Origin of the sequence: Mycobacterium sp. E740 (assembly GCF_001672895.1) — a bacterium.
GTDB lineage: Bacteria > Actinomycetota > Actinomycetes > Mycobacteriales > Mycobacteriaceae > Mycobacterium.
The window spans coordinates 1-21,110 of sequence record NZ_LZKP01000144.1; the positions used below are offsets into that span (position 1 = coordinate 1).

13 protein-coding genes and 1 pseudogene are annotated in these 21,110 nt (G+C 67.3%); all 14 read left to right on the forward strand.

The genetic code is table 11. From position 1 onward, the window contains the following. Window positions 1–127: 127 nt before the first annotated feature. Window positions 128–382: pseudogene (locus A5663_RS22650) on the forward strand (hypothetical protein); the annotation flags it as partial. 129 nt (window positions 383–511) lie between these two features. Further along, window positions 512–1,723: a UDP-galactopyranose mutase gene (gene glf, locus A5663_RS13570; protein WP_068149604.1), complete on the forward strand. Its 1,212-nt coding sequence runs from the start codon at window positions 512–514 to the stop codon at window positions 1,721–1,723. Then, a complete protein-coding gene (locus A5663_RS13575) occupies window positions 1,720–3,657 on the forward strand; it encodes a glycosyltransferase (RefSeq protein ID WP_068149607.1) in 1,938 nt (645 codons plus the stop codon). The genes glf and A5663_RS13575 overlap by 4 nt, the downstream gene beginning before the upstream one ends. Next, entirely contained in the window at window positions 3,650–4,174 is a 525-nt protein-coding gene (locus tag A5663_RS13580; protein ID WP_068149609.1) for a phosphatase PAP2 family protein, read from the forward strand. The genes A5663_RS13575 and A5663_RS13580 overlap by 8 nt, the downstream gene beginning before the upstream one ends. A gap of 38 nt (window positions 4,175–4,212) precedes the next feature. Continuing rightward, a complete protein-coding gene (locus tag A5663_RS13585; RefSeq protein WP_068149635.1) occupies window positions 4,213–5,127 on the forward strand; it encodes a decaprenyl-phosphate phosphoribosyltransferase in 915 nt (304 codons plus the stop codon). Further along, a complete protein-coding gene (zomB, locus tag A5663_RS13590) occupies window positions 5,105–7,135 on the forward strand; it encodes a flagellar motor control protein ZomB (RefSeq protein ID WP_068149612.1) in 2,031 nt (676 codons plus the stop codon). Before A5663_RS13585 ends, zomB begins: the two co-directional genes overlap by 23 nt. Window positions 7,136–7,357: 222 nt before the next feature. Continuing rightward, on the forward strand, window positions 7,358–8,413 hold the full coding sequence (locus tag A5663_RS13595) for an esterase family protein (RefSeq protein WP_068149614.1): 1,056 nt from the start codon (window positions 7,358–7,360) through the stop codon (window positions 8,411–8,413). 142 nt (window positions 8,414–8,555) lie between these two features. Then, window positions 8,556–9,443: an alpha/beta hydrolase-fold protein gene (locus tag A5663_RS13600; RefSeq protein WP_068149638.1), complete on the forward strand. Its 888-nt coding sequence runs from the start codon at window positions 8,556–8,558 to the stop codon at window positions 9,441–9,443. A gap of 56 nt (window positions 9,444–9,499) precedes the next feature. Then, window positions 9,500–9,970: a DUF732 domain-containing protein gene (locus tag A5663_RS13605; RefSeq protein ID WP_068149616.1), complete on the forward strand. Its 471-nt coding sequence runs from the start codon at window positions 9,500–9,502 to the stop codon at window positions 9,968–9,970. A gap of 18 nt (window positions 9,971–9,988) precedes the next feature. Then, on the forward strand, window positions 9,989–10,996 hold the full coding sequence (locus A5663_RS13610) for a cutinase family protein (protein ID WP_068149619.1): 1,008 nt from the start codon (window positions 9,989–9,991) through the stop codon (window positions 10,994–10,996). Between the two features lie 122 nt (window positions 10,997–11,118). Beyond that, on the forward strand, window positions 11,119–13,017 hold the full coding sequence (gene fadD32 / locus A5663_RS13615; RefSeq protein WP_068149621.1) for a long-chain-fatty-acid--AMP ligase FadD32: 1,899 nt from the start codon (window positions 11,119–11,121) through the stop codon (window positions 13,015–13,017). Window positions 13,018–13,096: 79 nt separating this feature from the next. Then, a complete protein-coding gene (gene pks13, locus A5663_RS13620; RefSeq protein ID WP_231976785.1) occupies window positions 13,097–18,400 on the forward strand; it encodes a polyketide synthase Pks13 in 5,304 nt (1,767 codons plus the stop codon). After that, window positions 18,397–19,947: an acyl-CoA carboxylase subunit beta gene (locus A5663_RS13625; protein WP_068149629.1), complete on the forward strand. Its 1,551-nt coding sequence runs from the start codon at window positions 18,397–18,399 to the stop codon at window positions 19,945–19,947. The genes pks13 and A5663_RS13625 overlap by 4 nt, the downstream gene beginning before the upstream one ends. Before the next feature lie 119 nt (window positions 19,948–20,066). Then, entirely contained in the window at window positions 20,067–20,975 is a 909-nt protein-coding gene (locus A5663_RS13630) for an MBL fold metallo-hydrolase (protein WP_068149631.1), read from the forward strand. Window positions 20,976–21,110: the final 135 nt, after the last annotated feature.

Genomic DNA, 21,110 nt, shown 5'->3' on the forward strand with positions numbered 1-21,110 from the left:
GATCGGCTCACGATTCCATATCGTCACTTTCGTCCCACCAGTCACATCAGTACCGTCGTTCACGTCGGGCCCGACCCGGCAGCGCAGACCCGCTAACCGCCGTAGCCCATGTATTGAGGAGACTTCCGTGCCGAACCGACGTCGACGCAGGCTGTCGACAGCCACGAGCGCAGTCCTGGCCCTGGCAGTCGCGAGTCCCGCCGCAGTAGTCGCCGTGACCGAGCTGTCGGAAAGCGCCCAGCCGGCGACGCACCGCGAGTTCGTCCAGGCGGCGATGATCACCGATCTGCCCAACGAGCTGATGTCGGCCCTGTCCCAGGGCCTCTCGCAGTTCGGCATCAACCTGCCACCGATGCCCACCGGAATGCTGACGGGGTCGGGCCCGACGTGAACGACGGTACTGATGTGACTGGTGGGACGAAAGTGACGATATGGAATCGTGAGCCGATCGCAATATAGAGCTGCTGTCGGATTCGGGCGGCGCGGTCGCAGTCGGATACCCTTGCTGCCGATGACCTCCCCTGTTTCCCCGGACCTCTTCGTCGTCGGCTCAGGTTTCTTCGGCCTGACCATCGCCGAACGCGTGGCCACTCAGCTGGACAAGCGTGTGCTGGTCATCGAGCGGCGTCCGCACATCGGTGGCAACGCCTACTCGGAGGCCGAGCCGCAGACGGGAATCGAGGTGCACAAGTACGGCGCGCACCTTTTCCACACGTCGAACCAGCGGGTGTGGGACTACGTCCGGCAGTTCACCGAGTTCACCGGTTACCAGCACCGCGTGTTCGCCATGCACGGCGGCCAGGCCTACCAGTTCCCGATGGGCCTGGGACTGGTGTCGCAGTTCTTCGGCAAGTACTTCACCCCGGACGAGGCGCGCCGGCTCATCAAGGAGCAGGCCGCCGAGATCGACACCGAAGACGCGCAGAACCTGGAGGAGAAGGCGATCTCGCTGATCGGGCGGCCCCTCTACGAGGCGTTCGTCAAGGGATACACCGCCAAACAGTGGCAGACCGATCCCAAGGAGCTGCCGGCGGGCAACATCACCCGGCTTCCAGTGCGCTACACGTTCGACAACCGCTACTTCAACGACACCTACGAGGGGCTGCCGGTCGACGGCTACACCAAGTGGCTGGAGAACATGGCGGCCGACGACCGGATCGAGGTCCGGCTCGACACCGACTGGTTCGACGTGCGCGACGAACTGCGCGCCGAGGCCCCGTCGGCTCCGGTCGTCTACACCGGACCGTTGGACCGGTACTTCGACTATGCCGAGGGTCGATTAGGTTGGCGCACATTGGATTTCGAGATGGAAGTGCTCGACACCGGAGACTTCCAGGGCACGCCCGTGATGAACTACAACGACCTCGACGTGCCCTACACCCGAATCCACGAGTTCCGGCACTTCCACCCCGAGCGCGCGTACCCGAGCGACAAGACGGTCATCATGCGCGAGTTCTCCAGGTTCGCCGATGACGACGACGAGCCCTACTACCCGATCAACACCGAAGCCGACCGTGCGCTGCTGGCGGCATACCGCGCCCGGGCGAAGGCCGAAACCGCTTCTGCGCAGGTGCTGTTCGGCGGCCGGCTCGGCACCTACCAGTACCTGGACATGCACATGGCCATCGCCAGCGCGTTGAGCATGTACGACAACACCCTCGCCCCGCACCTGAAAGACGGTGCGTCCCTGACCGAATCAGGCCCAGAAAGCAGCAGCGAATGAGCGACATCCCGTCCGGCGCCCTCGACGCCGCGGAATCGAAGGCGGTGAGCCTGCTGGCACGCGTCATCCTGCCGCGTCCCGGTGAGCCCCATGACGTCCGCAAGCTCTACATCGAGGAGGCGGACACCAACGCCCGGCGCGCCCACGCGCCGACGCGCACCAAGCTCGAGATCGGCACCGAGTCCGAGGTGTCGTTCGCGACGTACTTCAACGCGTTCCCCGCCAGTTACTGGCGGCGCTGGTCGACGCTGGACTCGGTCGTGCTGCGCGTCGAGTTGTCCGGAAGCGCGCGCGTCGACGTCTACCGATCCAAGGCCACCGGCGCCCGGATCACCGTCGGCGGCGCACCGATCGCCAGCGAGCGCGACGGCGAACCGGCCGCGGTCGAGTTCGAGATCGACCTGTCCCCGTTCGAGGACGGCGGCTGGATCTGGTTCGACATCGCCACCGACGCCACCTCGACGTTGCACCACGCCGGTTGGTACGCGCCGGTGCCGGCTCCGGGACGCGCGAACATCGCGGTCGGCATCCCGACCTTCAACCGCCCGGCCGACTGTGTCAACGCGCTGGCCGCGTTGACGTCGGACCCGTTGGTGGACGAGGTGATCGGCGCCGTCATCGTCTCCGACCAGGGCACCGACAAAGCCAAGGACCACCCGGGCTTCGACGAGGCGGCGGCCGCGCTCGGCAACCGCCTCACCATTCACAACCAACCGAACCTCGGCGGCTCCGGCGGCTACAGCCGCGTGATGTACGAGGCGCTGAAGAACACCGACTGCGAACAGATCCTGTTCATGGACGACGACATCCGCATCGAGCCCGACTCGATCCTGCGGGCGCTGGCGATGAACCGGTTCGCGAAGTCGCCGATCCTGGTCGGCGGCCAGATGCTCAACCTGCAGGAGCCATCGCACCTGCACGTCATGGGCGAGATGGTGGACTCCGAGAACTTCATGTGGACCAACGCGGTCAACACCGAGTACGACCACAACTTCGCCAAATACCCACTCAGCGACGAGGATTCGCACCGCAGCCGCCTGCTGCACCGTCGCATCGACGTGGACTACAACGGCTGGTGGATGTGCATGATCCCGCGTCAGGTCGCCGAAGAGCTCGGCCAGCCGCTGCCGCTGTTCATCAAGTGGGACGACGCCGACTACGGCCTGCGGGCCGGGGAGCACGGCTATCCGACGGTCACCCTGCCCGGCGCTGCCATCTGGCACATGGCGTGGAGCGACAAGGACGACGCGATCGACTGGCAGGCCTACTTCCACCTGCGCAACCGCCTGGTCGTCGCGGCCCTGCACTGGGACGGCAACATAAGGGGTCTGATCGCCAGTCATCTCAAGGCCACCCTCAAACACCTTCTCTGCCTTGAATATTCGACCGTCGCGATCCAGAACAAGGCGATGGACGACTTCCTGGCCGGCCCCGAACACATCTTCTCGATCCTGGAGTCCGCGCTGCCCGAGGTGCGCAAGATGCGCCAGCAGTATCCCGACGCGGTGGTCCTGCCCAGCGCGGCGGAGCTGCCGACGCCGTCGGACAAGCGGTGGCGCAAGAAGGTGAACATCCCGACCAACAAAGTCGCGATCTCGACGCGCTTGTCCCGCGGCGTCATTCATCAGTTGACGTCACACGACCCCGAGCACCATCGCCGCCCGCAGATCAACGTCGCCACCCAGGACGCCAGGTGGTTCTCGCTGTGCCGGGTGGACGGTGTCACGGTGACGACCGCCGACGGACGCGGTGTGGTGTACCGGCAGCGCGACCGCGAGAAGATGTTCGCCCTGCTCCGGGAATCGCTCAAACGACAGGCCCGCCTCGCCCGCCGGTTCAACCGGATGCGCAAGGTCTACCGCGAGGCTCTGCCGACGCTGTCGAGCAAGCAGAAGTGGGAGTCGGTGCTACTGGAGCCGGCTGCCCATGGCTGACAGCCCTCGCGGCGAAGAGGCCGCGCTGGTCGCCGTGCAGTCGGCGCTGGCCGACCGGCCGGGGGTGCTGTCGGGTGCGCGCGCGTTGTCGCATTTCGGTGAGCACAGCCTCGGCTGGCTCGTGATTGCGTTGCTGGGGGCCGTTTTTCAGGCTGAGCGCCGGCGCGCCTGGCTGGCAGTGGGGGTCGGTGCGTTCGTCGCGCACGCGGCGGCGGTGGTGATCAAGCGGGTGGTGCGACGCGAGCGCCCGCACCATCCGGCGATCGCGGTCAATGTCGGGACGCCCAGCCGGCTGAGCTTCCCGTCGGCCCACGCCACGTCCACCACCGCGGCGGCGCTGCTGATGGCCAGGACCACCGGCTTGCCGCTGCCGGCCCTGCTGGTGCCGCCGATGGCGTTGTCGCGCTTGGTGCTCGGCGTGCACTACCCGAGCGACGTCCTCACCGGTGTCGCGGTCGGGGCGGCCGTCGCCAAGACGGTCGGCACGGTGGCCGACCGCGTCGGAGGAACCTCATGAGCATCTCCAGTGACAGCAGCGCAGAGAGCGCACGGTCGATGAGCGAACAACCGGCACCGGCCAACCGGCCACCGCGAAACGCCGCGACGGGCCTGCTCAAGGCGATCCGGCCGCGGCAGTGGGTGAAGAACCTGCTCGTGCTCGCCGCGCCCATTGCCGCGTTCGGCGGAAACGTCGAGTTCGACTATCGCGAGGTCGCGGTGAAGATTCTCATCGCGTTCGTATCCTTCTCGCTGGCCGCTTCGTCGATCTATCTCGTCAACGATGCGCGTGACGTCGAGGCCGACCGCCAGCATCCGACGAAGCGCTTCCGCCCGATCGCCGCGGGTGTGGTTCCCGAATGGCTGGCCTACTGCATGGCGGTGGTGTTGGCCGCCGCAGCACTCGGCATCTCACTGCTCGCCACGAAGAACCTGACCGTGGTGATCGCGGTCTACATCGCGATGCAATTGGCCTACTGCTTCGGCCTCAAGCACCAGGCGGTGCTCGACATCTGCATCGTGTCCTCGGCGTACCTGATCCGTGCGATCGCCGGTGGCGCGGCAACGGGCATCCCGCTGTCGCAATGGTTCCTGCTGGTGATGACGTTCGGGTCGTTGTTCATGGTGGCCGGAAAGCGTTACGCCGAACTGCAACTCGCCGAACGGACCGGCGCCAAGATCCGCAAGTCGCTGGAGAGCTACACCGCCTCCTACCTGCGTTTCGTGTGGACGTTGTCGGCCACCGCGATGGTGCTCTGCTACGGACTGTGGGCGTTCGAACGGGACGGCGCCACCGCGTCGTGGTACGCGGTCACGATCATTCCGATCACCATCGCGATCCTGCGCTATGCGGTCGACGTCGACGGCGGATTGGCCGGCGAGCCCGAGGAGATCGCCTTGAAGGACCGGGTGCTGCAGCTGCTGCTGCTGGCGTGGATCGGGACCATCGGTGCCGCCGTCTGCCTCAGCTGAGAAACTGCGCAGCCTCGCACGCTGGCCCGCGTTCCGCTACGACCGCACGGTGCGCGTCAGCCTCTGGGTCAGCGTCGTGGTGGTCGCGGTGTTGTTCGGCTGGGGCGCCTGGCAGCGACGCTGGATCGCCGACGACGGGCTGATCGTCCTGCGCACGATCCGAAACCTGTTGGCGGGTAACGGCCCGGTGTTCAATGCCGGCGAGCGGGTGGAGGCCAACACGTCGACGGTGTGGACCTATCTCGTCTACCTCGGCGCGCTGGTGGGCGGCCCGGTGCGACTGGAGTACGTGGTGCTGGCCCTCGCGCTGGTGCTCAGCGTCTTGGGCGTGGTGTTCGCGATGCTGGGCACCGGCCGGCTCTATGCGCCCAGCCTGCAGCGGCGGCGTGCATTGATGCTGCCCGCCGGCGCACTGGTCTACATCGCTGTACCACCCGCGCGCGACTTCGCCACCTCGGGACTCGAAAACGGTTTGGTGCTCGGCTATCTGGGCTTGCTGTGGTGGATGATGGTGTGCTGGTCGCAGCAACCGAGAGCGCACCCCGCGTCGTCGCCGATCATCCGCGGGAGCGCACCGGTGATCCGCCGCCATCCGCTCGGTCCGCCGCCGCGCGCGAACAGCGGAACATTCGACGCCGCACTGGCTTTTGTGGCGGGCCTCAGCGTACTGGTGCGGCCGGAGTTGGCGTTGATCGGCGGGCTCGCGCTGGTGATGATGCTGATCGCGGCACGCGACTGGCGGCGCCGCGCGGTCATCGTCATCGCGGGCGGCCTGCTCCCGGTGGCCTATCAGATCTTCCGAATGGGCTACTACGGCTTGCTTTTTCCCGGCACGGCGCTGGCCAAGGACGCATCCGGGTCGAAGTGGTCGCAGGGGTTCGTCTACCTGGCGAACTTCAACCAGCCGTACCTGCTGTGGGCCCCGGCGATCCTGTTGGCCGGGCTGGCGGCAGTGGTGTGGGTGACGCGCGGACGGCCCCGGCCGAGCCGCGGCGCGGTGACCCGCGACAGCGGATGGGTGGCGCGCACGGTGCAGAGCCCGGCCGCGGTCGTGATCTTCTTCCTCATCAGCGGTCTGCTGCAGGCGGTGTACTGGATCCGTCAGGGCGGGGACTTCATGCACGGCAGGGTGCTGCTGACCCCGCTGTTCTGCTTGTTGACGCCGATCGCCGTGATCCCGGTCGTGCTGCCCGACGGCACCCGAATGGCCCGTGGCGCAGGCTATCTCTTCGTCGCGGCCACCGGCCTGTTGTGGCTGGCGATCGCGGGCTGGGCACTGTGGGCGGCGAATTCCGGTGGCATGGGCAGTGACGCCACCCGCGTCACGTACTCCGGAATCGTCGACGAACGGCGGTTCTACGCGCAGGCGACCGGCCACGCGCACCCGTTGACCGCCGCGGACTACCTGGACTATCCGCGGATGCGCGCCGTGCTCGAGGCGCTGCACAACACCCCCGACGGCGCGCTGCTGCTGCCGTCGGGCAACTACGACCAATGGGACGTGGTGCCCGCCCTACCGCCGCCGCCTGACGCGCCGAAGGACTACATAGGCCCGCACACAGTGTTTTTCACCAACCTCGGGATGCTGGGCATGAACGTCGGCCTCGACGTCCGCGTCATCGACCAGATCGGGTTGGCGAACCCGTTGGCGGCGCACACCGCGCGCCTAGAGGACGGCCGCATCGGCCACGACAAGAACCTCTTTCCCGACTGGGCGATCGCCGAGGGGCCGTTCCTCAAAGAGCCGCCGTTCATTCCGCGGTACATCGACGAGGACTGGGTCAAGCAGGCCGAGGCGGCGCTGGAGTGTCCGCAGACCGACGCGATGCTGACGTCGGTGCGGGGACCGATGGGGCCGCGGCGGTTCCTGTCCAACCTGATGCACGCCTACGAGTTCACGAAGTACCGGATCGACCGGGTGCCGCTCTATGAACTGATCCGCTGTGGATTGCCTGTGCCGGAGTCGACGGTCGACCCGTATCGCGGGATGCCCGCGGCGGGCCCGTAACACAACTGCCCCGGTGCGCCGATAGACCAGAGGCGAAGTGGGGTGCGCAACAGCGCTCCTCGGAAAACCCCTGATCGCGACGCTCAACGGCTGAGTGTGTGACCAGGACCGACACGCTACGAATGGGAAGATCGCACCTCGGTGTGGTTGACTGCACGGGTTACGCGACAAGCCTGCGAGGCAATTCCGCGTGCGGCATACGACAGATGGGATAGATGAAGCATGAAGTTCGTTGGCAAGATCCGGGGTGCCTGGATCCGCCGGCTGGCCGGAGCGGCGATGGTCGCCGCCGTGCTGCCCGGCTTGATCAGCGCCATCGGAGGCTCGGCGACTGCGGGGGCTTTCTCTCGTCCGGGTCTGCCGGTCGAGTACCTCATGGTTCCGTCCGCCGGGATGGGCCGTGACATCAAAGTTCAGTTCCAGAACGGTGGTCCGAACGCTCCGGGCGTTTATCTGCTCGACGGTCTTCGTGCCCGCGATGACTTCAACGGCTGGGACATCGAGACCTCGGCGTTCGAGTGGTACCTGGATTCCGGTCTCGCGGTGATCATGCCGGTCGGCGGCCAGTCCAGCTTCTACAGCGACTGGTACAAGCCGGCCTGCGGCAAGGCCGGTTGCCAGACCTACAAGTGGGAGACGTTCCTGACCCGGGAACTGCCCGCCTACCTGGCGGCCAACAAGGGCGTGAACCCGAATCGCAATGCGGCGGTGGGGCTCTCGATGGCCGGTTCGGCCGCGCTCACGCTGGCGATCTACTACCCGCAGCAGTTCCAGTACGCCGGTTCGCTTTCGGGCTTCTTGAACCTGTCCGAGGGCTGGTGGCCGATGCTGGTCGGGCTTTCGATGGGTGACGCGGGCGGCTACGAGTCCAAGGACATGTGGGGCCCGTCGAGCGACCCGGCGTGGAAGCGCAACGACCCGATGGTCAACATCGACAAGCTGGTCGCCAACGGCACCCGCATCTGGGTGTTCTGCGGTAACGGCAAGCCGGCCGACATCAACGGCTCCGGCGTTGCGGCAGGCGACAACTTCAACGCGAAGTTCCTCGAGAGCTTCACGCTGCGGACCAACGAGACGTTCCAGGAGAAGTACCTCGCCGCGGGTGGCAAGAACGGTGTGTTCAACTTCCCGCAGTCCGGTACCCACAGCTGGGAGTACTGGGGTCAGCAGCTTCAGCAGATGAAGCCGGACATCCAGCGCGTGCTGGGTGCCACGCCGCAGCCGTCGACGCCGATCGCCACCCAGGCCTCGGCGCAGATCCCGGCCACCGGTAACTGACCCGGTCGCGACAACAACTCAACAGCCGGCGGCGGCGATCCTGCGGGGTCGCCGCCGTCAGCCGTTTCCAGCCCGGCCCGGTGCGCTGGTGTGATTGACTACCTCGCGCGGGGATGCAGACGAACACGAGGTGGGTCAGTTGATGCGTGGGTTCTTCCGGATGGTCATGACCATGACGTTGGGCGCCGGGCTGTGGGCCGCCGGGACGTCCGTCGCGCCGTCGGCGCACGCAGATGTCGAGATGTTGATGGTGCCGTCGGCCGCGATGGGGCGCAGCATCCCGGTCGCGTTCCAGGGTGGCGGCCCGCACGCGGTCGTGCTGCTCGACGCGTTCAACGCCGCCCCCGACGTGAGCAACTGGGTGACCGCGGGCAACGCGATGAACACGTTGGCAGGCAAGGGCATCTCGGTGGCTGCGCCCGCGGGCGGCGCGTGGAGCATGTACACCAACTGGGAACTCGACGGCAGCCGGCAGTGGGAGACCTTCCTGGCCGACGAGCTGCCGAACTGGCTGGCCGCGAACAAGGGCCTCGCGCCGACGGGGCACGGCATCGTCGGCGCGGCGCAGGGCGGCTATGGCGCGATGGCGATGGCCACCTTCCACCCCGACCGCTACCGTTTCGCGGGCTCGCTGTCGGGCTTTCTGACCCCCGAGCGCACCGGCGTCGACGGAGCCATCACCGCCGGACTCGCCCAGTTCGGCGGCGTGGAGACCCGCAACATGTGGGGCCTGCCACAGCTGGGCCGGTGGAAGTGGCATTCGCCGAACGTCCATGTGCAGTTGCTGTCGGACAACAACACCCGGTTGTGGGTGTGGAGCGCCCCGGCCGGCGGGTGCACCGACCCCGCCGCGATGATCGGCTACTGCGATATCGCCCAGGGCACCAATCGTGAGTTCTACCAGCACTATCGCTCCGTCGGCGGCCACAACGGCCACTTCGACTTCCCGCCGAGCGGCACCCATGACTGGGGTTCGTGGAGCGGTCAGCTCGCCGCGATGAGCGGGGAACTGGCGGCGACGATCCAGTAGCCGCGAGAGCGCCGTCGTGCACCGGAGCCCCCGCGGTCAGCCGGTACCTTGGAGGAGTGCAACGCTCGGTACGGACCGCCGCGGCTGGGCCGCTGCTGATCGCTTCGGCGACCGCGTTGCTGACCGGATGCTCGGGCAACGCCGTGATGGCGACCATGGGGATGCCGACGACGGAGTCGGCGCCCGCCCCGCACGGCTCGGCCCAGGCTCAGCCGGGCCCGGCGCCGGCGGATGGCCAGTCCCACGCGCTGGTCGTCACCGACCGTCAGCGCGCGTACCTCGACGGGCTGGCCGCCGAGGGGGTCAAACCGTCCAGCGACCTGCTGGCCTTGAGCATCGGCTCGTACGTGTGCCAGGCCCGCGCCGCCAGACACAGCGACCAGGAGGTGTGGGACTCCGTCCTGCCGATGGTGCGCAGTGACACCCACGACCGGGTCGAGCAGATGTCGGGGGTGGCCGCGTCGTCCGTCGACGTCAACGCCGACACCTCCGACTACATTCGCATCGCAACCGAACGACTCTGCTAGCAGGAGCCCAACCGATACATGGCCAAGACCAACCGGCGGAAACGCCATCGCATCCTCGCGCTCGTCGCAGCCGGCGCGGTGGCCCTCGTGGTGGTGCTCCTCGTCGGAGTCATCGTCGTGCTCCTGCGTAAACCCGACGGGTCGCCGAACGCCATCCCACCCTCGGCGGTCCCCCCGACCGCTGTCAGCCCGAGCAAGAAGCCGCGGCCGGAGTTCCAGGACGCCAGCTGTCCGGACGTGCAGCTGGTCTCGATCCCCGGCACGTGGGAGTCCTCGCCGCAACTCGATCCGTTCAACCCGACCCAGTTTCCGATCGCGTTGCTGCTCAACGTCACCAATCCGGTCCGCGGGCAGTTCGGCAACGATCGGGTCGAGGTGTTCACCGTCCCCTACACCGCGCAGTTCCACAATCCGTTCTCCCAGGACGGACAGATGAACTACAACGAGAGCCGCGCCGAGGGCACGCGGGCGGCCGTCAAGGCGATGACGGACATGAACAACCGCTGCCCGCTGACCTCCTATGTGCTGGTCGGCTTCTCGCAGGGCGCGGTGATCGCGGGAGACATCGCCAGCGACATCGGCAACGGCCGCGGACCCGTCGACGAGGACCTGGTGCTCGGTGTGACGTTGATCGCCGACGGGCGCCGGCAGACCGGAGTCGGCCGGGACGTCGGCCCGAACCCACCGGGACAGGGCGCCGAGATCACCCTGCGCGACGTGCCGATGCTCGACGGGATGGGGCTGGCGATGACGGGGCCGCGCCCCGGCGGGTTCGGCATGCTCAACGACCGCGTCAACGAGATCTGCGCTCCGGGTGACCTGATCTGCTCGGCGCCGTCGGAGGCGTTCAACATCATGAACCTGCCGAAGACCATCGACATCCTGCTCGGCGGTGCGGGACAACCGATTCACGCGATGTATGCGACGACGCAGTTCTGGAATCTCGACGGCGCTTCAGCCACTCAGTGGACACTGGGTTGGGCGCAGGGATTGATCGATAACGCACCGCACCCGAAACATGGCTGACCTGTTATCAGACCTGATTTGGACTGCGACAAGCGGTCACCTAACATTAAGAAAAAACTAAGAGCAGTTAAGCGATTAGCTGGCCGGCATCGAGCAGCGGGTGCCGCTGACAGGAGAGTGCGATGGGGTTCCATAACCCGTTCATCAAGGACGGACTGATCAAGTTTCCCGACAACGGGAGCCTGGTCAAACACGTCGAACGATGGGCGAAGGTGCGTGGAGACAAACTCGCCTACCGGTTCATCGACTTCTCCACCGAGCGCGACGGCGTCGAACGTGACCTGCACTGGGCCGATTTCGGCGCCCGCAACCGGGCCGTCGGAGCCCGCCTGCAGCAGGTCACCCAACCCGGCGACCGAGTCGCGATCCTGTGCCCCCAGAACCTCGACTACCTCGTCGCGTTCTTCGGCACGCTGTACTCCGGCCGCATCGCGGTGCCGCTGTTCGATCCCAACGAGCCCGGCCACGTCGGCCGCCTGCACGCCGTGCTCGACGACTGTCACCCGTCGGCCATCCTGACCACCACCGACGCCGCCGAGGGCGTACGCAAGTTCTTCCGCACCCGCCCCGCCAACCAGCGTCCGCGCGTCATCGCCGTCGACGCGGTGCCCAACGAAGTCGGTGCCACCTGGGAGCCGGTCGACGTGCAACCCGACACCATCGCGTACCTGCAGTACACCTCCGGCTCGACGCGTATCCCGACCGGCGTGCAGATCACCCATCTGAACCTCGCCACCAACGTGGTCCAGGTGATCGAGGCGCTCGAGGGTGAGGAAGGCGACCGCGGCGTTTCGTGGCTGCCGTTCTTCCACGACATGGGACTGATCACGGTGCTGCTGTCCCCGATGATCGGTCACTACGTGACGTTCATGACCCCGGCCGCTTTCGTGCGCCGCCCCGGCCGATGGATCCGCGAGCTCGCCCGCAAGGAAGGCGACACCGGCGGGACGATCTCGGTGGCCCCCAACTTCGCGTTCGACCACGCGGCGGCGCGCGGGGTGCCCAAAGAGGATGAGGCGCCGATCGATCTGTCCAACGTCAAGGCCGTGCTCAACGGCAGCGAGCCGATCTCGGCCGCCACCGTGCACCGGTTCAACGAGGCGTTCGGCCCGTTCGGCTTCAAGCCGCAGGCGATCAAACCGTCCTACGGCCTGGCCGAGGCGACGCTGTTCGTGTCGACCACCCCGATGGAGGCCGAACCCCGGATCACGTCGGTGGACCGCGACGAGTTGAACGCCGGCCGGTTCGTGCCGGTGCCCGACGACTCGCCGAAGGCGGTGCCGCAGGCCGGTGCCGGCAAGATCGGCGTCGCGGAGTGGGCCGTCATCGTCGACCATGAGACGGCCACCGAACTGCCCGACGGACAGATCGGCGAGATCTGGATCAGCGGCCAGAACATGGGCACCGGCTACTGGGGCAAGAAGGACGAGACGGCGGCGACGTTTCACAACATCCTGAAGTCACGGACCGATCCGTCGCACGCGCAGGGTGCCGAGGACGACGCGACCTGGGTGCGCACCGGCGACCTGGGCGCCTACCACGACGGTGAGCTCTACATCACCGGCCGCGTCAAGGACCTGGTCATCATCGACGGCCGCAACCACTACCCGCAGGACCTGGAGTACTCCGCGCAGGAGGCGACCAAGGCGCTGCGCACCGGGTTCGTCGCGGCGTTCTCAGTGCCCGCCAACCAGCTGCCGGACGAGGTGTTCGAGAACGCCCACTCCGGACTCAAGCGCGATCCATCCGACACCTCCGAGCAGCTGGTGATCGTCGGCGAGCGTGCCCCCGGTGCGCACAAGCTCGACATGGGCCCGATCGCCGACGACATCCGCGCCGCCATCGCGGTGCGCCACGGCGTCACCGTGCGTGACGTGCTGCTGACCCCCGCGGGCGCGATCCCCCGCACCTCGAGCGGCAAGATCGGCCGCCGTGCGTGCCGCTCGGCATACCTGGACGGCAGTCTGCGGAGCGGGAAGATCGCCAACGCGTTCCCCGATGAGACAGACGGAAATGGCTGACACACAAGACGATTCGCAACTCACCGGCGACGAGATCCAGTTGGCGCCGGAAAAGCCGCTGACAGCGCCCAAGACGGACATGTCGGTCAACGAGATGCGCGAGTGGCTGCGCAACTGGATCGGCAACGCCACCGGGCAGTCGCCGGACTCGATCAGCGAGTCCGCGCCGATGGTCGAACTGGGCCTGTCGTCGCGTGACGCCGTCGCGATGGCCAGCGACATCGAGGACCTCACGGGTGTCACGCTGACCGCCACCGTGGCGTTCCGCCATCCCACGATCGAGTCGCTGGCGACGGTGATCATCGAGGGCGAGCCGGAACTCGAGCACGATGACGACGACGAGGACTGGAGCCGCGACGACACGGCGTCGCGCGACATCGCGATCGTCGGCCTGGCCACCCGCTTCCCCGGCGACATGAACACCCCCGACGAGACGTGGCGCGCGCTGCTCGAGGGCCGCGACGCGATCAGCGACCTGCCCGAGGGTCGCTGGGAGGAGTTCCTCGGTGAGCCGCGCATCGCCGAGCGCGTCGAGAAGGCCCGCACCCGCGGCGGCTACCTGTCCGACATCAAGGGCTTCGACGCCGAGTTCTTCGCGCTGTCGAAGATGGAGGCCGACAACATCGATCCGCAGCAGCGGATGGCGCTCGAGCTGACCTGGGAGGCGCTGGAGAACGCCCGCATCCCGGCGTCGAGCCTGCGCGGCACCAACGTCGGCGTCTACATCGGCAGCTCGCTCAACGACTACAGCTTCCTGGCGATGTCGGATCCGTCGATCGCGCATCCGTACGCGATCACCGGTACGGCGAGCTCGATCATCGCCAACCGGGTGTCGTACTTCTACGACTTCCGCGGGCCGTCGGTGGCCGTGGACACCGCGTGCTCGTCCTCGCTGGTCGCCGCGCACCAGGGCGTGCAGGCGCTGCGCTCCGGTGAGGCCGACGTCGTGCTCGTCGGCGGGGTCAACGCACTGATCACCCCGCTGGTGACGGTCGGTTTCGACGAGGTCGGCGGCGTGCTGGCACCGGACGGCCGGATCAAGTCGTTCTCGCAGGACGCCGACGGCTACGCGCGCTCCGAAGGCGGCGGCATGCTCGTGCTCAAGCGGGTGGCCGACGCCAGGCGCGACGGCGACGAGATCCTCGCCGTCATCGCGGGCAGCGCGGTCAACCACGACGGGCGGTCCAACGGCCTGCTCGCGCCGAACCCGGACGCGCAGGCCGAGGTGCTGCGCAAGGCGTACAAGGACGCCGGTATCAACCCGCGCGTCGTGGACTACGTCGAGGCACACGGCACGGGCACTATCCTCGGCGACCCGATCGAGGCCGACGCGCTCGGCCGGGTCGTCGGCAGGGGGCGTCCAACCGACAAGCCGGCGCTGCTGGGCGCGATCAAATCCAATGTGGGACATCTGGAGTCGGCTGCGGGCGCGGCGAGCCTGGCGAAGATGACACTGGCGCTGCGCAACGACAAGATCCCGCCGTCGATCAACTACACGGGCCCCAACCCCTACATCGACTTCGACGGGGTGCGCCTCAAGGTCGCGGACACCGTCACCGACTGGCCGCGCTACAGCGGACATGCGATTGCCGGTGTGTCCGGTTTCGGTTTCGGCGGCGCCAATGCGCACCTCGTGCTGCGCGAGGTGTTGCCGACCGACCTCGTCGAGCCGGAACCCGAGCCGGAGCCGGAGGCCACCGCTGCGCCGTCGGAAGCCAACGCGGTCTACATCGGCGGCGTGCGGATGGACGAGTACGGCGAGTTCGTTGACGATGACGACGACGACGGGCTGGACCGGCCGGCTGCTGCGCTCGACGAGGAGCCGGAACTGCCCGGCATCACCGACGAAGCCAAGCGGCTGCTGGAGCTCGCCCGCGCTGAACTGGAGTCCGGAGAGCAGCCGACACCGCTTGTCCCGCTCGCGATTTCGGGCTTCCTGACGTCGCGCAAGAAGGCTGCCGCCGCCGAGCTGGCCGACTGGATCGACAGCCCCGAAGGCCGCGCGTCCTCGCTCGAGTCGATCGGGCGAGCGTTGTCCCGGCGTAATCACGGCCGCTCCCGAGCGGTGGTGCTGGCCCGCGACCACGACGAGGCGATCAAGGGCCTGCGTGCGGTCGCCGAGGGTAAGCAGCATCCCAGCGTGCACAGCGCGGACGGGCCGGTCACCAACGGGCCGGTATGGGTGCTGGCCGGATTCGGTGCGCAGCACCGCAAGATGGGCAAGAACCTCTACCTGCGCGACGAGGTCTTCGCCGAGTGGATCAACAAGGTCGACGCCCTGATCCAGGATGAACGTGGCTACTCGATCCTCGAGCTGATCCTCGACGACGCGATCGACTACACCAACGAGACCTGCGAGTACCCCATCGAGGTCGTGCAGACGGTGATCTTCGCGCTGCAGATCGCGCTCGGTGAGCTGCTCAAGCATCACGGCGCGAAACCGGCTGCGGTGGTGGGACAGTCGCTCGGTGAGGCGGCCGCCGCCTACTTCGCCGGTGGTCTGTCGCTAGAGGACGCGACGCGGGCCATCTGTTCGCGGGCGCACCTCATGGGCGAGGGCGAAGCGATGCTGTTCGGTGAATGGATTCGGTTGATGGCGCTGGTCGAGTATTCGGCGGACGAGATCGACACGGTGTTCGCCGACTTCAAGGACCTCGAGGTGTGCGTGTACGCCGCGCCGACACAGACCGTGATCGGCGGCCCGCCCGACCAGGTCGACGCGATCATCGAGCGCTGCGAGCAGGAGGGCAAGTTCGCCCGCAAGATGCAGACCAAGGGCGCCAGCCACACCTCGCAGATGGACCCGCTGCTCGGCGAACTCGCCGCGGAACTGGTCGGCATCGAGGCGCATCCGATCACCATCGGCTATTTCTCGACGGTGCACGAAGGCCGCTACATCCGGCCCGGCGAGACGATCCACGACGTCGACTACTGGAAGAAGGGGCTGCGGCACAGCGTCTACTTCACCCACGGCATCCGCAACGCCGTCGACAACGGGCACACCACATTCCTGGAGCTGGCTCCGAATCCCGTCGCGCTGATGCAGGTTGGGCTCACCACCGCGTCAGCGGGCCTGCACGACGCGCAGCTGATCGCGACGCTGGCGCGCAAGCAGGACGAGGTCGACTCGATGACCGTCGCGATGGCGCAGCTGTTCGTGTACGGCCACGACCTCGACTTCCGCACGCTGTTCCCGCGTCGCAGCAAGGGACTGGCCGGGGCGCTGGACTTCGCGAACATCCCGCCCACCCGGTTCCGGCGCAAGCCGCACTGGCTCGAGGCGCGCTTCACCGGCGACAGCTCGGTGATGATGCCGGGCAACCACGTCGCCACTCCCGACGGCAGGCACGTCTGGGAGTTCGCGCCGAAGGGCGAGCCGGATCTCGCCGCGTTGGTGAAAGCCGCTGCGGCACAGGTGCTTCCGGATGCCAAGCTGGTCGCTTCCGAACAACGCGCGGTACCGGGCGAGGGCGCGCGGCTGGTGACGACGCTGACCCGTCACCCCGGCGGGGCCAGTGTGCAGGTGCACGCGCGCATCGACGAGTCGTTCACGCTGGTGTACGACGCGGTGGTGAGCCGCAACGGCGCGGCCGGCGCGCTGCCGGTGGCGGTCGGAGCCGGAACGGGTGTGGCGCAACAGGTGTCTGCTGCGCCGGTCGACGAACCCGATGATGACGCGGAAATCCTGCAGGACAACCTGACCGCAGGTGCGGGTCTCGCCGCTGGTTTCGCCAAATGGTCGCCCGACACGGGGGAGACCATCGGGCAGCGCCTCGGCGCGATCGTCGGCGGCGCAATGGGTTACGAGCCCGAAGACCTCCCGTGGGAGGTGCCGCTGATCGAGCTAGGCCTGGATTCGCTGATGGCAGTGCGGATCAAGAACCGCGTCGAGTACGACTTCGACCTGCCGCCGATCCAGCTGACCGCGGTGCGCGATGCGAACCTCTACGCCGTCGAGAAGCTGATCCAGTACGCGGTCGAGCACCGTGACGAGGTCGATCAACTTGCCGAGCACCAGAAGTCGAAGACCGCCGAGGAGATCGCCGCCGAGCAGGCCGAGTTGATGGGCGGCGCCACGACCGTCGCCGAACTCGAGCAGAAGCTCGCCGAGCGCTCCGGAGAGTCCCCGCTCACCAGTGCCGGTACTGCGACGGCGACGGACATCCCGGCGCCGCCGACCGACCCGAGCGGGCCGAGCATCCCGGCGCCACCCACTGATCCGAGCGGCCCGTCCGGGCCGTCGCAGTCGACGATGGCCGCGGCGTCGAAATTGCTCAGCCAGGAGGCGGTGACCGAGGCGCTGGGCGCCGACGTGCCGCCGCGCGACGCCGCCGAACGTGTCACGTTCGCGACGTGGGCGATCGTCACCGGCAAGTCGCCGGGCGGCATCTTCAACGAGTTGCCCGCGCTCGACGAGGCGAACGCGGCCGCGATCGCCGAACGCCTGACCGAGCGCGTCGACGAGGGCACGATCACCGCCGACGAGGTCCGCGCCGCGAAGACGATCGAGGAACTCTCCACCACGGTGCGTGAATACCTCGAGGGCGGCAAGGTCGACGGTTTCGTGCGCACCTTGCGCGCGCCGCAGGAGGGTTCGAACCGGGTTCCGGTGTTCGTCTTCCACGCCGCGGGCGGTTCGACGGTGGTTTACGAGCCGCTGCTCAAGCGGTTGCCCGCCGACACTCCGGTGTACGGCATCGAGCGGGTCGAGGGCTCGATCGAGGAGCGGGCGCGCGAGTACGTGCCGAAGCTGATGGAGCTCAACGGGGACCGGCCGTTCGTGCTGGCCGGCTGGTCGCTGGGCGGGGTGCTGGCCTACGCGTGCGCGATCGGGCTGAAGCAGGCGGGTGCCGATGTGCGGTTCGTCGGTCTCATCGACGCGGTCCGCGCGGGCGAGGAGATTCCGCAGACGCAGGAAGAAACCCGCGCTCGCTGGGATCGCTACGCCCGCTTCGCCGAGCGCACCTTCAACGTCGAGGTTCCCGAGATCCCCTACGAGGAGCTCGAGCAGCTCGACGACGAGGGCCAGGTGAAGTTCGTTCTGGACGTGGTGAGCCAGAGCGGCGTGCAGATCCCGGGCGGCATCATCGAGCACCAGCGCACGTCGTACCTGGATCAGCGGGCCATCGACACGGCCGAGATCAAACCGTACGACGGCAAGGTCACGCTCTACATGGCCGACCGCTACCACGACGACGCGATCTACTTCGAGCCGCGTTACGCCACCCGCAAGCCCGACGGCGGTTGGGGTGAGTTCGTCTCCGAGCTCGACGTCGTGCCCATCGGGGGTGAGCACATCCAGGTGATCGACGAGCCGTACATTGCGAAGGTCGGCGCGCATCTGAGCGAGGCGCTCAACCGGATCGAGAGCGAGAGCAAGTGACCACCAAAACCACCGCAGAACTTCTCTCCGAGCTCCGCGAGAAGCTCGAGCAGGCCAAGGAGCCCGGTGGTGAGAAGGCCGTCGCCAAGCGCGAGAAGAAGGGGATCCCGAGCGCCCGCGCCCGCATCCACCAGCTGGTGGACCCGGGCAGCTTCCTGGAGATCGGCGCACTGGCGAAGACCCCGGGTGATCCCAACGCGCTGTTCGGCGACGGCGTGGTGACCGGCCACGCGCGGATCAACGGCAGGCCGGTCGGCGTGTTCAGCCACGACCAGACGGTGTTCCAGGGCTCGGTCGGCGAGATGTTCGGCCGCAAGGTGGCCAAGCTGATGGAGTGGGTGGCAATGGTCGGCTGCCCGATCATCGGCATCAACGACTCGGCCGGCGCGCGCATCCAGGACGCCGTCACGTCGCTGGCCTGGTATGCCGAGCTGGGCCGCCGTCATGAGTTGCTGCGCGGACTGGTGCCGGAGATCTCGATCATCCTCGGCAAATGCGCTGGCGGAGCGGTGTATTCGCCGATCCAGACCGATCTCGTCGTGGCGGTGCGCGACCAGGGCTACATGTTCGTCACCGGCCCCGACGTGATCAAGGACGTCACCGGTGAAGATGTGTCGCTCGACGAACTCGGCGGCGCCGACGCGCAAGCCCGTTACGGCAACATCCATCAGGTGGTGGAGAGCGAGGCCGCGGCGTTCCAGTACGTCCGCGATTACCTGGACTTTTTGCCCGCCAACACCTTCGACGACCCGCCGATCGTCAACCCGGGGCTGGAACCCGAAATCACCCCGCACGACTACGAACTCGACACGATCGTGCCGGACAGCGACAACATGGCGTACGACATGCACGAGATCCTGCTGCGGATCTTCGACGATGGCGACGTGTTCGACGTGGCGCAGCAGCAGGGGCCGGCGATCATCACGGCGTTCGCCCGTGTCGACGGCCGTCCGGTCGGCGTGGTCGCCAACCAGCCGATGCACCTGTCCGGATCGATCGACAACGAGGCCTCCGACAAGGCGGCGCGGTTCATCCGGTTCTGCGACTCCTACAATCTGCCTTTGGTTTTCGTGGTCGACACGCCTGGCTTCATGCCGGGTGTCGAGCAGGAGAAGGGCGGCATCATCAAGCGCGGCGGCCGCTTCCTCAACGCCGTCGTCGAGGCCGACGTGCCGAAGGTGACGATCACGATCCGCAAGTCCTACGGCGGCGCGTACGCGGTGATGGGTTCCAAGCAGCTCTCCGCTGACCTGAACTTCGCGTGGCCGACCGCGCGAATCGCGGTGATCGGCGCCGAGGGTGCGGCGCAGTTGCTGGTGAAGCGGTTCCCCGACCCGACTGCGCCCGAGGTACAGAAGATCCGCGCCGACTTCATCGAGGGTTACAACCTCAACATGGCCACGCCGTGGATCGCCGCCGAGCGCGGTTTCATCGATGCGGTGATCCAGCCGCACGAGACCAGACTGCTGCTGCGGCGGTCGATGAACCTGCTGCGCGACAAGCAGATCGACCGCGTGCAGCGCAAACACGGCCTGACGCCCATCTAATCGCCTTAGGCGTGAGTGTGCGTGTTTGCACACGACACGCCGCGGAACTTCAGCGGCTCACGCACGCTCGTCGCGGCTTGCTTGTGTTCAGCTGCACAGCGGTCCTCTAGCCTCTAGCCGTGGACCGCATTCGGCTGGGCGCCGCGACACTCACGCGCGTGGTGGAGTGGCAGGTCGACGACTTACCGAAATCCGTGTTCACCCAGACACCGGCCGAAGCCTGGGCGAGCCACGCCGCCGAATTCTCGCCGACGTACTGGTCGGAAGCCGGATGGCGGATTGCGCTGCAGGTCTGGGTGATCGAGGTCGACGGGCTGACCGTCTTGATCGACACCGGTGCGGGCAACGACAAGCCGCGCCCGCGGATGGCGGTTCTTTCCGATCTGCAGACCGACTTCCTGGCGTCGTTCCGTGCGGCGGGATTCGACCCCGCCGACGTCGATGTCGTCGTCAACACCCACCTGCATTTCGACCATGTCGGCTGGAACACACTGCGCGCCAACGATTCCTGGGTTGCGACCTTTCCGAACGCCCGCTACCTGATGACCGAGGCCGACTATCGACACTTCGGTCCGGACGGTCCTGCACAGACCGCTCCGCCGCGTACCGAGGACGAGCAATCCGCGCAACTCCATGCACGAACGGTGTTCGCCGACAGCGTTTGTCCGGTCGATGAGCAGATCGAGCTGTGGTCCGGCGACCATCAACTCAGCGAGTCGCTGTGGCTTCGCCCGGCGCCAGGCCACACTCCGGGCTCTTCGGTGGTGTGGCTGGACGCCGGGCGGCCCGCGGTATTCGTCGGCGATCTGACTCACTGCCCCATTCAGATTGTGCGGCCGGCGGATCCGTGCGGTTGGGACGAAGATTTCGAGGCGGCAACGGTGACACGTAAACGCATCCTCACCGAGGCATCGCGGCGACGGGCCGCCGTCGTGCCGGCCCACTATCCGGGCCATGGCGGCGCGACGGTCGTCGCTCGCGGTGACGCGTTCATGATCGACGACTGGCTCGGGCTTCCATCGATCTGAGCACGGTCGCGGCGGCACGAGCGTGCGCGAAGTGCTGAAAATGCGCGGCGTGTCGTGTGCAAACACGCACACTCACGCCTAAGGCGATTAGATGGGCGTCAGGCCGTGTTTGCGCTGCACGCGGTCGATCTGCTT

Bases quoted from the DNA above. Each gene is read 5' to 3' on its own strand.
- glf (WP_068149604.1), top strand. From the start codon at position 512: ATGACCTCCCCTGTTTCCCCGGACCTCTTCGTCGTCGGCTCAGGTTTC.
- A5663_RS13575 (WP_068149607.1), top strand. From the start codon at position 1,720: ATGAGCGACATCCCGTCCGGCGCCCTCGACGCCGCGGAATCGAAGGCG.
- A5663_RS13580 (WP_068149609.1), top strand. From the start codon at position 3,650: ATGGCTGACAGCCCTCGCGGCGAAGAGGCCGCGCTGGTCGCCGTGCAG.
- A5663_RS13585 (WP_068149635.1), top strand. From the start codon at position 4,213: ATGAGCGAACAACCGGCACCGGCCAACCGGCCACCGCGAAACGCCGCG.
- A5663_RS13595 (WP_068149614.1), top strand. From the start codon at position 7,358: ATGAAGTTCGTTGGCAAGATCCGGGGTGCCTGGATCCGCCGGCTGGCC.
- A5663_RS13600 (WP_068149638.1), top strand. From the start codon at position 8,556: ATGCGTGGGTTCTTCCGGATGGTCATGACCATGACGTTGGGCGCCGGG.
- A5663_RS13610 (WP_068149619.1), top strand. From the start codon at position 9,989: ATGGCCAAGACCAACCGGCGGAAACGCCATCGCATCCTCGCGCTCGTC.
- fadD32 (WP_068149621.1), top strand. From the start codon at position 11,119: ATGGGGTTCCATAACCCGTTCATCAAGGACGGACTGATCAAGTTTCCC.
- pks13 (WP_231976785.1), top strand. From the start codon at position 13,097: ATGTCGGTCAACGAGATGCGCGAGTGGCTGCGCAACTGGATCGGCAAC.